This window comes from Streptomyces sp. NBC_01237 (assembly GCF_035917275.1).
GTDB lineage: Bacteria > Actinomycetota > Actinomycetes > Streptomycetales > Streptomycetaceae > Streptomyces.
This window is the reverse complement of record NZ_CP108508.1, coordinates 1,659,960-1,672,856: the sequence shown is the minus strand read 5'-3', so window position 1 is coordinate 1,672,856 and position 12,897 is coordinate 1,659,960. Positions and strand designations below refer to the sequence as shown.

Annotated in this window: 12 protein-coding genes and 1 pseudogene; 5 read left to right on the top strand and 8 right to left on the bottom strand. The window is 71.8% G+C overall.

What is annotated here, in order from left to right:
* Positions 1-42: 42 nt before the first annotated feature.
* Positions 43-684 (bottom strand): fasciclin domain-containing protein, encoded by a 642-nt coding sequence (locus tag OG251_RS07410; RefSeq protein WP_326676401.1) that lies wholly within the window; start codon positions 682-684, stop codon positions 43-45.
* A 68-nt stretch (positions 685-752) separates the two neighbouring features.
* Positions 753-2,288, bottom strand: a complete 1,536-nt coding sequence (locus tag OG251_RS07405; RefSeq protein WP_326681180.1) for a molybdopterin-dependent oxidoreductase — start codon at positions 2,286-2,288, stop codon at positions 753-755.
* Between the two features lie 251 nt (positions 2,289-2,539).
* Here OG251_RS07405 and OG251_RS07400 point away from each other — a divergent pair, with 251 nt between their 5' ends.
* The 4 genes from OG251_RS07400 (at position 2,540) to OG251_RS07385 (ending at position 6,723) form a co-directional block, all read left to right on the top strand.
* Positions 2,540-3,814: an NAD(P)/FAD-dependent oxidoreductase gene (locus OG251_RS07400; protein WP_326676400.1), complete on the top strand. Its 1,275-nt coding sequence runs from the start codon at positions 2,540-2,542 to the stop codon at positions 3,812-3,814.
* Entirely contained in the window at positions 3,808-4,533 is a 726-nt protein-coding gene (locus OG251_RS07395; protein ID WP_442818312.1) for a DUF1365 domain-containing protein, read from the top strand. Before OG251_RS07400 ends, OG251_RS07395 begins: the two co-directional genes overlap by 7 nt.
* Complete coding sequence (locus OG251_RS07390; RefSeq protein ID WP_326676398.1) at positions 4,530-5,795, top strand: cyclopropane-fatty-acyl-phospholipid synthase family protein; 1,266 nt, start codon at positions 4,530-4,532, stop codon at positions 5,793-5,795. The genes OG251_RS07395 and OG251_RS07390 overlap by 4 nt, the downstream gene beginning before the upstream one ends.
* 124 nt (positions 5,796-5,919) lie before the next feature.
* Complete coding sequence (locus OG251_RS07385) at positions 5,920-6,723, top strand: DUF1295 domain-containing protein (RefSeq protein ID WP_326676397.1); 804 nt, start codon at positions 5,920-5,922, stop codon at positions 6,721-6,723.
* A gap of 129 nt (positions 6,724-6,852) precedes the next feature.
* Here OG251_RS07385 and OG251_RS07380 read toward each other — a convergent pair whose 3' ends face one another.
* The 4 genes from OG251_RS07380 to OG251_RS07365 form a co-directional block, all read right to left on the bottom strand.
* The gene (locus tag OG251_RS07380; RefSeq protein WP_326676396.1) at positions 6,853-7,608 is read right to left on the bottom strand and encodes an anti-sigma factor; all 756 of its coding nucleotides are present in this window, start codon (positions 7,606-7,608) and stop codon (positions 6,853-6,855) included.
* Positions 7,605-8,189: a sigma-70 family RNA polymerase sigma factor gene (locus OG251_RS07375; protein ID WP_326676395.1), complete on the bottom strand. Its 585-nt coding sequence runs from the start codon at positions 8,187-8,189 to the stop codon at positions 7,605-7,607. The genes OG251_RS07380 and OG251_RS07375 overlap by 4 nt, the downstream gene beginning before the upstream one ends.
* Before the next feature lie 208 nt (positions 8,190-8,397).
* Positions 8,398-8,886: an ABA4-like family protein gene (locus tag OG251_RS07370; protein ID WP_326676394.1), complete on the bottom strand. Its 489-nt coding sequence runs from the start codon at positions 8,884-8,886 to the stop codon at positions 8,398-8,400.
* Positions 8,883-9,845, bottom strand: a complete 963-nt coding sequence (locus OG251_RS07365; protein ID WP_326676393.1) for a hypothetical protein — start codon at positions 9,843-9,845, stop codon at positions 8,883-8,885. The genes OG251_RS07370 and OG251_RS07365 overlap by 4 nt, the downstream gene beginning before the upstream one ends.
* Before the next feature lie 113 nt (positions 9,846-9,958).
* Between OG251_RS07365 and OG251_RS07360 the strand changes: the two are divergent.
* Positions 9,959-10,657 (top strand): annotated as a pseudogene (locus OG251_RS07360) (MerR family transcriptional regulator); the annotation flags it as partial.
* Positions 10,658-11,026: 369 nt separating this feature from the next.
* Here the strand turns inward: OG251_RS07360 and OG251_RS07355 are convergent.
* Both OG251_RS07355 and OG251_RS07350 read right to left on the bottom strand, forming a co-directional pair.
* Entirely contained in the window at positions 11,027-11,860 is an 834-nt protein-coding gene (locus OG251_RS07355) for a siderophore-interacting protein (protein ID WP_326676392.1), read from the bottom strand.
* Between the two features lie 78 nt (positions 11,861-11,938).
* Positions 11,939-12,847: a 5'-3' exonuclease gene (locus tag OG251_RS07350; protein ID WP_326681179.1), complete on the bottom strand. Its 909-nt coding sequence runs from the start codon at positions 12,845-12,847 to the stop codon at positions 11,939-11,941.
* Between the last annotated feature and the right edge of the window lie 50 nt (positions 12,848-12,897).

Here is a 12,897-nt window from a genome sequence, read left to right as displayed (position 1 = left end):
ACGCATCGGGGGCCGTCACGGCTCGCACGAACCGCTTCGGGACTACTTCGGCGGCATCAGGACCGTGTCGATGATGTAGACCGTGGCATTGGCGGTCGGCACATTGCCGCAGACGACCTTCGAGGAGTCGTTCACCGTGTAGACCATCCCCGAACCGGACGTCGTCAGCTTGCTCTTCTCCAAGGTGTCGAAGGACCCGTTCTCCAGCTGCTTCGGCGTCAGCTTCTCGCCCACCACGTGATACGTGAGCACCTTGGTCAGCTCGGCCTTGTTCGCCAGCAGCTTGTCCAGGTCGGCCTTCGGGATCTTGGCGAAGGCCTCGTTGGTCGGCGCGAACACCGTGATGTTCTGCGCGTTGTTCAGGGTGTCGACCAGACCCGCCTGCTTGACGGCGGTGACCAGGGTGGAGAGGTCCGGGTTGTTCGACGCGGCCGTGGCGACCGGGTCCTTCGCCATGCCGGAGAACGAGCCCGCGCCGTCCTTCGGCACCGATGCGCACGCCGGGCCGAACGGCTCGTCCATGTTCATCGAGTCGCCGTCCGAGGCGGCCGACGACGCCGCGCTCGGTGTGGAACCGGCTGCGGCGTCCTTGGAGTCGTCGGAGGAACAGGCCGTCAGGGCCAGCGGCAGAACGGCTGCGGCGGACACGGCGACGGCGATGCGACGGAAGTGCAGGGTGTTCATGGTGTTCTCCTGGATGGGGTGGTGATCAATACGCTGGTCATGGGCGATAGGCGATGGGTGACGAGAGGTCAGGGCACCTTGACCACCACCGAATGCCAGCCGGTCGCGCCGTTGGGGACGGTGCCGACCCGTTTGCCGGTCTGGGTGGCGCCGGTGCGGTCCGTCGCACGGACCTCAAGGGTGTGGTTGCCGGACGTGGCCGGCCATTCCCACACCCACTGACGCCAGGTGTCCCGGCTGTCCTCCGTGCCGAGGCGGGCACGGTGCCACTCGCCGCCGTCCACCCGGACCTCCACCCGGTCGATGCCCCGGTGCTGGGCCCAGGCGACACCGGCGACGGGCACCGTGCCCGCCTTGGGGGACGCGAAGGGGCGCGGGGTGTCGATGCGCGACTCGGTCTTGATAGGACCCCGGCGCGACCAACTGCGCTTGACCCAGTAGGCGTCGTAGTCGTCGAACGTCGTCAGCTCGATGTCCTGGATCCATTTGCAGGCCGACACATAGCCGTACAGCCCCGGCACGAGCATCCGGACCGGGAAACCGTGCGCGAAGGGCAGCGGCTCGCCGTTCATACCGAGCGCGAGGAGCGCGTCCCGCCCGTCCATGACGTCCTCGACCGGTGTGCCGATCGTCATGCCGTCCACCGAGCGCGACACGATCTGGTCGGCGGGTCCGCCCCGCGACGGGGGCTTCACTCCGGCCTCGCGCAGCAGGTCGGCCAGTCGCACGCCGATCCAGCGGGCGTTGCCGACGTAGGGCCCGCCGACCTCGTTGGACACACAGGTCAGGGTGATGTCGCGCTCGATGATCTCCCGCGCCAGCAGGTCGCGGAAGGTGACGGTGAGGGGACGGGCGACGCCCTTGCCATGGATGCGCAGCCGCCACCGGTCGGCATCGACCTGGGGCACCACCAGAGCGGTGTCCACCCGGTAGAAGCTCTTGTTCGAGGTGATGAACGAGCTCACACCCCGGATGCCCAGATCGGCGCCGCGCGGGACGGCGGGCGCCGCCGAATCCGGCACCGGGAGGACGATCTCCGCGCGTGAGGCGGAGGCCCCGGCCTGTACGGACGCGGTGAGTCTCCGTCCCACCAGGCCCGCACCTGCCGAGGCCGCCGCGGCCGCGGTCGCCGCGATCACGAAACCGCGGCGGTCGAAGGAGCCCGGCGTCCCCCGGCCCGTCTCCCCAGCCGCGGGAGACGGGCCGGGAACCCGGATGAGCCGCCCGATCAGGAGATACAGCACTCCCGCGGCCACCACGGCTCCCACCACCGAAGGCAGCGCGTCGCCGGGCCCGCCCTCCGGCCGGGTGGTCGCCGCCACCGCCCCGACCACACCGAAGACCAGAACGGCCGCCGAACCGAGCAGCCGGTGCCGCAGCGCGAGCACCCCCACCGCCATGGCGAAGACCGCCAGCAGCACGAGGATTCCCAGCTGGAGCACCAGCTTGTCGTTGGTGCCGAAATTCCGTACGGCGAAGTCCTTCAGCGCCGGGGGAGTGCGGTCGATGACCGCCCCGCCCACCGCTGTGACCGGCCCCGCCTCGGGACGTACGGCGGCAGCGACCAGCTCGGCCACGCACAGGGCGCAGAACCCGGCGATCAGACCGCCGAGCGCGGCGAAGACTGCACGCGCCCAGCGGGACCTGCGGGACCCGGAGGTGCCGTGCGTCCGCGAATCGTTCTGAACTTTCCTCACGCCATGTATTCGGCACGGAACGGTCCGTGGATTGGTTGTTCACCCGATCGGGTCAGAGTCGAAGACCGACCAATCCGCCCCGTCCACGGCGACGAATCAACGGAAAGGGGCTTCGCAGCAGCGCCCCGGTCGGCGAAGAAGGACCCGAGGAGCAGGCAATGGCACGGGAGCGGCGGCGGATGGCCGTGGTGGGCGCCGGAGTGGCGGGACTGACCGCGGCGCACATCCTCCACAAGGCCCACGACGTGACGCTGTACGAGGCGGATGAACGCGTCGGCGGACACGCGCACACCCACGACCTGACCGGGTCGGACGGACGGACGCACCGCGTCGACTCGGGCTTCATCGTCCACAACCGGCGCACCTACCCGCACCTGCTGCGCCTCTTCGACGAACTCGGCGTCCCCACACAGGAGTCCGAGATGAGCATGTCCGTACGGTGCGAGGGGTGCGGCCTCGCCTACGCGGGCGCCCGCGGCCCCGCCGGGCTGTTCGCCCAGCCGGGCGCCGCGCTGCGCGGCCGCTATCTGCGGATGCTCACCGAGGTGCCGCGCTTCCACCGGGCCGCCCGCGCCCTCCTCGCGCGGCCGGACACCGCGGCCCCCGAGATGACGCTGGGCGAATTCACCGCACGCGCCCGCTTCTCGCCGTACTTCCACTCCCACTTCCTGACCCCGATGGTCTCGGCCGTCTGGTCCTGCGACCCGGCGACCGCACTGCGCTACCCGGCCCGCTACCTGTTCAGGTTCCTGGACCACCACGGGATGCTCACGGTCGGCGGCTCCCCGGTCTGGCGCACGGTCACCGGCGGCTCGCGCACCTACGTCGACCGCGTCGCCAAGCAGCTCAACGCCGTGCACACCTCCACACCGGTGCGGTCCCTGCGCCGCCACGCCGACGGCGTGGAACTCCTCACCGAGGACGGCACCACCCACACGTACGCCGCCGTCGTCATCGCCACCCACCCGGACCAGGCGCTGCGGCTGCTGGCCGACCCGACGGAGGAGGAGCGCCGCACCCTCGGCGCGTTCCGCTACTCCCGCAACCCCACCCTGCTCCACACCGACACGACGCTCCTGCCCCGCAACCGCGGCGCGCGGGCCTCATGGAACTACCTGATGCCCTCCTGCACCGCCGACAGCGACCGGGTCACCGTCAGCTACGACATGAACCGGCTCCAGCGGCTGGACGCCCCCGACACCTTCGTCGTCACACTCAACGGCGCCGACCGCGTCGATCCGGACCGGGTCCGGGCCCGCATGGTCTACGAACATCCCGTCTACACCCCGGAATCGGTGGCCGCCCAGGCCCGGCTTCCCGCACTGTCCGGACCCGTCACCGCCTACGCCGGGGCGTACCACGGCTGGGGGTTCCACGAGGACGGCTGCCGTTCGGGGGCCGCGGCGGCCGCGGCGCTGGGGGTGGCGTGGTGAGCGCCCTCTACCCGTGCACGATCACGCATGTGCGGACCATCCCCGGCCGGTACGCGTTCCGCCACCGCACCCATCTGTGGTTCATCGACCCCGATCGGCCGCCCCGGCTGCCGCGCGTCCTGCGCCCGCTGGCCCGTTTCGAGGCCCGCGACCACTTCGGCGGCACCGCGCCCACCATCCGCGCCGGCCTCGAACGCTTCCTGCGCGGCCACGGCGTGGACCTGGCCGACGGCACCGTCACGATGCTCACCCAGGCCCGCGTCCTTGGCCATGTGTTCAACCCGCTGACCGTCTACTGGTGCCGGCGCCGGGACGGGACCCCGCTCTGCGTCGTCGCCGAAGTGCACAACACCTACGGCGAGCGGCACGGGTATCTGCTCCGCCCGGACGCGGCTGACCGGGCGGAGACCCCCAAGGAGTTCTACGTATCGCCGTTCTTCCCCGTCGACGGCAGCTATCGGATGCGGTTGCCGGAGCCCGGCCCCGCCCTTGGCCTGACCATCCGTCTGGAGCGGGACGGAACAAGCCCGTTCACCGCGACCGTACGCGGCACCCGGCGCGAAGCCACTCCCGCCGAGCTGCTCCGGCTGTCCCTGCGTCACCCCTGGTCCACCGTTCTCGTCTCCGCCGCGATCCGGCTGCACGGAATCCGGCTGTATCTGCGGGGGCTGCCCGTGCGGCCCCGCCCCTCCCACCGCACACAGGAAGGCATGCAGTGAACGCGCCCACACCCGCGCTGTCCGCGCACCGCACCCCCGCTCCCGACCCGGAGCGCTGGCCCGACATCGTCACGCCGCCCCGGACCTCCCGGGCACGGACCGCCCTCGCTGAACGGATCGTCCGGAGCGCGCTGGCCCGGCTGCCGCTGCGGGCCCGGCTCGCCGACGGCGAGAGCCTGGGCCTGGGCGGTCCGCTCATGGACATCCGTGAACCGGAGCGGTTCTTCCGCAGGATCGGTGCGCACGGCCTCATCGGCTTCGGCGAGTCCTACATGGCGGGCGAGTGGGACTCGCCCGACCTGGTCGGCGTGCTGACCGTGCTCGCCGCAAACGCGGCCGAACTGGTCCCCCGCCCCCTGCAACGGCTGCGCGGACTGTGGGCGGCGCGCCGGCCCGCCGGACACACCAACACGCCCGAGCACGCCCGCGACAACATCAGCCACCACTACGACCTGTCGAACGACCTCTTCTCCCTCTTCCTCGACGAGACCCTGACGTACTCCGCCGCGTACTTCCGCGGCTTCCCCGCGGAGCGTTCGCTGCTGCCCGCCGCCCAGCACCGCAAGATCGACCGTCTGCTGGACCTGGCCGGTGCCGGCCCCGGCAGCGTTCTGCTGGAGATCGGCACCGGCTGGGGCGAACTCGCCATCAGGGCCGCCGGCCGAGGCGCCCGTGTCGTCACCGTCACGCTCTCCGCCGAACAGCGCGAACTGGCCGAGGCCCGCATCCGTGAGGCCGGGTTCGAGGACCTGGTCGAGGTCCGGCTGTGCGACTACCGCGAGATCACCGGGGAGTACGACGCGATCGTCAGCGTCGAGATGATCGAGGCGGTCGGCGAGGAGTACTGGCCGGTCTACTTCACCACCCTGGAACGGCTCCTGGCCCCTGGCGGGCGTATCGCCCTCCAGGCCATCACCATGCCGGACGACCGGATGCGCGCCAGCCGCACCACGTACACCTGGATCCAGAAGTACATCTTCCCCGGCGGCCTGCTGCCCTCCACCCAGGCCGTGGAACGGGTCACCGCCGACCACACCTGCCTGCGGATACGGCAGCGCACCCCCTTCGGCACGCACTACGCCGAGACCCTGCGCCTGTGGCGGGAACGGTTCACCGAACGGACCGACGAGATCGACGCCCTCGGCTTCGACGCGACCTTCCGCCGGATGTGGACGTTCTACCTCGCCTATTCGGAGGCGGGCTTCCGCTCCGGCTATCTCAATGTGCAGCAACTGCTTCTGACCCGCGAGGAGACCGTGTGACCACCTCCACCGAAACTCCCGGCAGGACCGCCCCGCGCGGCGCCGCCCGGCCGCACTCCGGGCCGCCGCCTGGGCGCCGGGCCGCGGTCCGGCGGATGTCCCGGGGCACGACGGAGCCGGAGCGGTGAGCGGGTTCCCCTGGGCGGCGTTCGCCGGTGGCCTCGCGGCCTCGGCGGCCGCCGCCCTCGCCGTCATGCTGGTCACCTTCCTGATCGCGCTCGGGAAGGGCGTGCACCGCGTCGTGGATGTCGCGTGGGGGATCGCCTTCGCGGCGGTGGCACTCGTCTCGTACGTCCTGTCGGCGGGCGAGGGCGACGACGGGCGGCGGCTGCTGGTGACGGTGCTCACCGTTGTCTGGGGCCTGCGGCTCGCCGCGCACATCGGCCGGCGCGGCCGGGGCCGGGGCGAGGACCCGCGCTACGAGGCGATGCTGGCCAAGGCCCCCGGCCGTCGGGAGCTGTACGCCCTGCGGAAGGTCTACCTCCTCCAGGGCGCTCTGGTCTGGCTGATCTCGCTGCCGGTGCAGGCCGCGCAGTACCTGACGGGGCCGCCGACCTGGTGGACCTGGGCCGGGACGGCGCTGTGGGCGGTGGGTCTCGTCTTCGAGGCCGTCGGGGACCGCCAACTGGCCCGCTTCACCTCCGACCCCGCCAACCGGGGCCGGATCATGGACCGGGGGCTCTGGTCGTGGACCCGTCACCCGAACTACTTCGGTGACTTCTGCGTCTGGTGGGGGCTGTTCCTGCTGGTGTGCGAACAGCCCGCGGTGGCGGGGGCGACGCTCGTGGCGCCGGTGGTGATGAGCTTCCTGTTGATCAAGGGAAGCGGGAAGGCGCTGCTGGAGCGGCACATGGCACAACGGCCCGGTTACGCCGACTACACGGCCCGGACCAGCGGATTCTTCCCATGGCCACCGCGCGGGAACTGAAACTGGCGTGACGGCGAAGGCGGTGGTGGCGGTGCCCCGGTGGTCCGCGTGAGCGTGCGGAGGGGGCACGCGTACCGGCGTCACGCGTACCGGCGTCGCCGCCCCGTCGGGCGGTGACGCCGGTCCCGGTCAGGCGGGGAAGTCCATCAGGGCCACCGGATCCGATGTGGGCCGCTCGGACCCGCCCGCCGGTTCGACGGTGATGCCCATGCCGGACGCCCCGTCGACCGGCCCGTCGAGCAGTACCGCCCCATCGGTCGCGGACGGGTTCATCAGGCCGGCGGAGCGCATCGTTCCGCTGTCGTTGAACCAGAGCTGGTACACCTTGCCGCCCGGCGGCCGGGCCATGCCCGAGGCCAGGAACACCGCGCGGTCCCGGCTCTGCGAGACGACGACAGTGCCCCGGGCGCCCCCGGCCAGCTCGCCCGAACTGGTCCTCGCGTCCGGCGCGGAGAGCACCTGGGCCAGCTGTTCGCTCTGCCGCTGGGCGTGGTCGGCCTCGTGCCGGGCGTCCTGCGCCACCTGGTTCTGCCACACCGCGATGCCGCCGAACGCGGCGGCAGCCGCGACACAGGCGGCGAGCGCGTACGCCGACCAGCGGCCGGTGCGGCCGGATCGCTCGTCGCGGGCGGAGCTGCCGCGGGCGTGGGCGGGCGACTCCTGTCGTACGGCCGTGATCTCCCGCAGTACACGGGCGCGCAGCTCATGGGGTGGCTGCACCGACACCGCGAGACCGAGCCGGGCGGCGGTGGCCGACAGCTCCCGTACCTCCTGGGCGCAGGCCTCGCAGTCGTCCAGATGGCGTTCGAACTCGTGGCGCTCGGAATCGGGCAGCGCGTGCAGGGCGTAGGCCCCGGTCAGCGTGTGCAGTTCGGCCGTGCTCATGTGCTCACCCCCAGGCAGTCGCGCAGCCGGATCAGGCCGTCACGCAGTCGAGTCTTGATGGTGCCCAGGGGTACGGCGAGGAGCTCCGAGACCTCGCGATAGGTCAGGCCCCGGTAATACGCCAGGGTCACCGACTGGCGCTGCAGTTCGGACAGGTTGCGCAGACAGCGCCGTACCTGTTCCCTCTCCAGCCGGGTCTCGACCTGTTCGGAGACCTCGTCGAACGCGGGCGTCCGCTCCAGCAGCGCGGCCCGGTGCTCCCGCGCAGCCGAGGCCTCCGCCGAGCGGACCCGGTCGACCGCGCGGTGGTGGGCGAGGGTCAGCACCCAGTTCACGGCCGATCCGCGGGACGGCTGGAAGCGGGGCGCGGTCCGCCACACCTCGACCCATACCTCCTGCGCGACCTCCTCGGACTGGGCGGGATCGCGGAGCACGCTGCGCACCACCCCGAGCACCGGCCCGCACACGGCGTCGTACACCGAGGCGAAGGCGTCCTGGTCACCCCGGGCGACCAGGACCAGAAGCTCCTGGAGATCGGGGCCCGGCACGGGCACTCCGCTGATCTGTACGGCTTCCTTCACGCGGGTCCTCCCAGGACGCTCATCGGTTCCAGGAGTCATTCGGAGCCGATGGCGGCGCGGATTGGTCAGCTCGCGCGATCCTTCCACGCCGCCGGATCTCCCCGGGGCCGCCCCGGGATCGTGCGCGAGTCGCGCCGGGGCCGCGCCGCCGGGACGGCCCCGGATCGTGCGGGAGTCGCGCCGGGACCGCGCCGCCGGGCGTCGGCCGTCAGCTCACCGCCGTGTCCCCGACCCGGCCGGGAACCCCGTCGCCGGGCCGGGGCGTCGCCACGTCGGCGCTCTTCGCCTTCCGCACCGCGCGAAGGGTGAGGAAGATCAGCAGTCCGAACGGCGACAGCAGGATCGTCAGCACCAGCAGCGGGCCCATCACCAGGGGCGACACCCCGAGCTTCCGCGCTTCGAGGAACATCCACTGACCCAGCAGCAGATCCCAGGCGATCACCTGCGCCCACAGCGCTCCCGCCCCGTTCGCGAGGGCCGCCAGGTCACGGAACGCATCGATGTCGGGGTTGCTCACCGCCGTCCAGAGCTCGGGGAAGACCGGTACGGCCAGCACGAGATAGACCGCCAGCACCGGCAGGACGGTCAGTGGTGAGGCGACGATCCGCGCGGTGGTGGCCCAGTTGGGCGCGAAGATCATGAGCAGCCAGAAGGGGGCCGTCAGATAGAACGTGATCTCGAAGAGTGCACCGGTCATGCCACGAGCTCCTTGTCGTAGGAATCGGAGTTCCGCCGTGCGGGTGCCGGCCGCAGCGCCGCCCAGGCGCCGATCGCGGTGGCGGCCAGGATCATGCCCGCGGCCGCGAGGGTCGACCCGTCCGGGTGAACCAGCGGCTGACCGCGGAGCGCCTGCCAGGTGACCAGGGCCACGACCGCCGCGTACGTGCCGGAGGCGACGACCACGAGCCGGAAGCGCACACGCGGGTCCCGCAGCCGGGCGGCCCGGGGCGCGAGCAGGAGCAGGAGGAGCAGGAAGAGGGGGATCAGCTGGAGTGCGTGCATGCCGACGAAGTGCGGAATGCGCAGATCGCCCCCGGTCGTCGACCAGCCGGTGATCGGCATGGAGGGGCCGCCGTCCGGTACGCCGACGCTGTGCGCGCCGACCACGTCGGCGGTGTCCAGGTCACCTGCCGCGCGCTGCCCCGCGCTCGGCTGCGACATCAGGAAGCCGAACCCCGCGCCCACCAGGGCGAGCAGCACTCCCGAGCGGATCGCCCAGGCGGAGGCGCGGTCGGCGATGCGGGCGCGGAGCAGCAGTATGGCGATCACCAGCGTGGCCGCCCACAGGGTGATGACGGTGTAGGCCATCACGTCGTAGAGCCTCGTATCGAACGGCGTCTCGTGATTGAAGTGGCTGCGCTTCCCGCGGATGACCTGCCCGGTGATGATCGCCATCTCGCCCAGGCTGGCCAGTACGACCACGTTGCCGGCCCACCGTCCTGTGCGACGGCCGTGCGTGAGCAGCGTCAGCATCCAGGCCAGCGCCATGCAGTACGGCACGAACGACACGGCGAACTTGAACGGCTTGGCCCAGATCGGCGCGCCCGCCAGCATCCGGTCGTCGGCCACGAGACCCACCGCGGAGACGACCGCCATCACGGCCATCGCGGCGGAGAACAGGACCAGCGGCCGGTGCCATAAACGCCACGTCGACATAGGTAACCCCCAGGAGAGCAAACGATTATGGATAGTAGGACTCCCCGCTATCCGATAGAGGGACTATCTATGATGAGGGCGGGATTTGGCAAGTACGAAAGGGCGGACACGCGGTGCGCATCGGTGAGTTGAGTCGCAGGTCCGGGGTCCCGGTGCCGACGATCAAGTACTACGTACGCGAGGGGCTGCTGCCCGCCGGGCAGCTGACCAGCCCGAACCAGGCGAGTTACGACGCCGGGCACGAGCGCAGACTGCGGCTGATCCGGGCGCTGCTGGATGTCGGGGGACTCTCGCTGTCCGCCATCGGTGATGTGCTGGAGGCTGTCGACGACCCCGAGCAGCCGGTGCACAAGGTGCTGGGCGCGGCGGCGGAGGGCGTCACGCCGACGGACGGCGAGGAGGCGGGGCCCGAGCTGGAGGACGCCCGCGACGAGGTCGCCGAACTGCTGGAGCGGCGGGGCTGGCACGTGGAGGAGGAGAGCACGGCCGGGGAGTCGCTGGCCGGGGTGCTGGTCGCGCTGCGGCGGGCCGGGCACGGCGGATTCACCGAGCTGCTGGACGTGTACGCGGACGCGGCCGAGCCGGTCGCCCGCGCCGACCTCGACTATGTGGCGCGGCGCGTGGCGCGCGAGGACCTGGTGGAGAGCGTGGTCGTGGGCACCGTGCTCGGTGAGGCGATGTTCGGGGCGCTGCGACGGCTGGCCCATGTCGACGCGTCCGCCCGCCTCTACGAGGAGACGGGGGCGGAGGGCGCGGCGGGAGCGGGTGCTGACGGTGCGGCGGAGGGGCCGGCGGAGGGCGGGGGCGCTGATGCTTCGGCGGAGGACGCGGACGGGGCAGGCGTTGCCGACGAAGCGACGCCGGGCACTCTCGGCGTAGCGCCGGAGGCCACCGGCGGGGCGCCGGAGGTTTCTGACGTGGCGCCGGACGGCATGGACACGGCGCCGGACGGTGCGGGGGAGAAGCGGAACGGCGTGCGCGGGCGGGACGCGGCGGCGCAGAGGTGAGCCCGCGCGCCTGACGGGCGAAGACCCCGGTCACCGCGGGAAACGGCGACCGGGGTCCATGTACGAGCTGTCAGGGGGCACACGCCGTCCTCGGGTCACGCCGCCACTGCCGGGGGGCGGCGTGCGACCGGGGCCGTCCCCGACCGGGGCAGTGCGCGTGACCGCGACCGTGCGTTACGCGGCGCTCTCCTGCTCGCGCTCCACCTGCTCGTTCCACTCGCGCTTGACCGCGCGCCAGGCGTCGTCGTTCTTCCCGAGGCGCCAGTAGCCGGAGATCGACAGCTGCTGGAGCGGGATCTTCCGGTCCAGTCGCAGATAGCGGCGGATCTCCTTCACGAAGCCCGCCTCGCCGTGCACGAACGCCTGTACCTCGCCCTCGGGGAAGTCCAGCGCCTTCACCGCCGCGGTCAGGGCCTCCCCGACCGGACGGTCGCCGCGGTGCAGCCAGGTCACCGCCACCCCGTCGGGCGTCACGATCTTCTGCTCCTCCGAGGCGTCCGGCACCTCGATGAACGCGTGCACCGGGGCGCCCGCGGGCATCTGCTCCAGCGCCGCGGCGATCGCGGGCAGCGCGCTCTCGTCACCGGCCAGCAGGTGCCAGCCCGCCGTGGCCCGCGGCCCGTACCCGCCGCCGGGTCCCAGGAACGTCACCTGCTCGCCCGGCCGCGCACGGGCCGCCCACGGTCCGGCGAGGCCCTCGTCGCCGTGCACCACGAAGTCGATGGCCAGCTCGCGGGTCACCGGGTCCCAGGAGCGCACCGTGTAGGTGCGGGTGGTGGGCCACAGCTCACGGGGATACGCCTCGCGGATCGCTTCCATGTCGAACGGGTGCGCGTAGTCGGCGCCCTCGGGTGCGAAGCACAGCTTGACGTAGTGATCGGTGAACCCGGAGAGCGCGAAGCCGGCCAGTCCGTCACCGCCGAGGATCACCCGCACCATGTGCGGGGTGATCTGCTCGGTACGCAGGACCTGCGCACCCTGGGCCTTGGGTGCCTGCCGCTCTGCCACGAAGTTCTCCCTGATCTGGACGTACGGGGGCCCGGCTACCACCGGGCCGGAGAAGTTAGGTTTACCTAAGCTAGCACCTCATGCCCGAAGTGTGGAGAGCAGCCGCTGCAGAGCGCCGCCCAGACCCCACTGGTCCGAGAGCGCCTCAAGGGCTGCCGGGTCACGCGGCTCGTCGGGCAGGGCCGGATCGAAGTCGGGCAGCGGGACGTCACCGGCGACCCGGACCACCTTCGGCGCGACGGCGACGTAATCGCGCGCCTCGTCCAGCCGCTTGCGCTGCGAAGGAGTGAGCTTCGCGGCGGGGTCGTCCACGGCGGCCATGATCCCGGCCAGATCGCCGAACGTGTCCAGCAGCTTGGCCGCCGTCTTCTCGCCGATGCCGGGAACACCGGGCAGGCCGTCGCTGGGGTCGCCGCGCAGCAGAGCCAGATCCACGTAACCGGAACCGTCCACGCCGTACTTCTCGCGCAGCCAGGCCTCATCCGTCATCTGGAGCATCCCGACACCCTTGAGCGGGTACAGCACCCGCACCTGCCGGGCGTCGTCGACCAGCTGGTAGAGGTCGCGGTCGCCCGTCACGATGTCGACGGGGCCGGTCGCCAGGCCGGTGAGCGTGCCGATCACATCGTCCGCCTCGTACGGCGCGACTCCCACCCGGGCGATCCCGAGCGCGTCCAGCACGTCCTCGATGATCGGCACCTGCGGGGACAGCGTGTCAGGGGTGTCCTCCTCGTCGGCCAGCCACTCCGCCGTCTCCACCGCCACCCGGTGCGCCTTGTACGTGGGGATCAGCTCGACCCGCCAGTGCGGCCGCCAGTCGGCGTCCCAGCAGGCGACCAGGTCGTCCGGCCGGTGGTCGTGCACCAGCCGGGTGATGAAGTCGAGGAGCCCGCGCACGGCGTTGACCGGGGTGCCGTCCGGTGCGCGCACCGAATCCGGAACGCCGAAATAGGCGCGGTAGTAGAGGGAAGCGGTGTCGAGGAGCATCAGGCGTCGCGTCACACCCCCGATGATGCCGCACCCCACTGACACCGGCT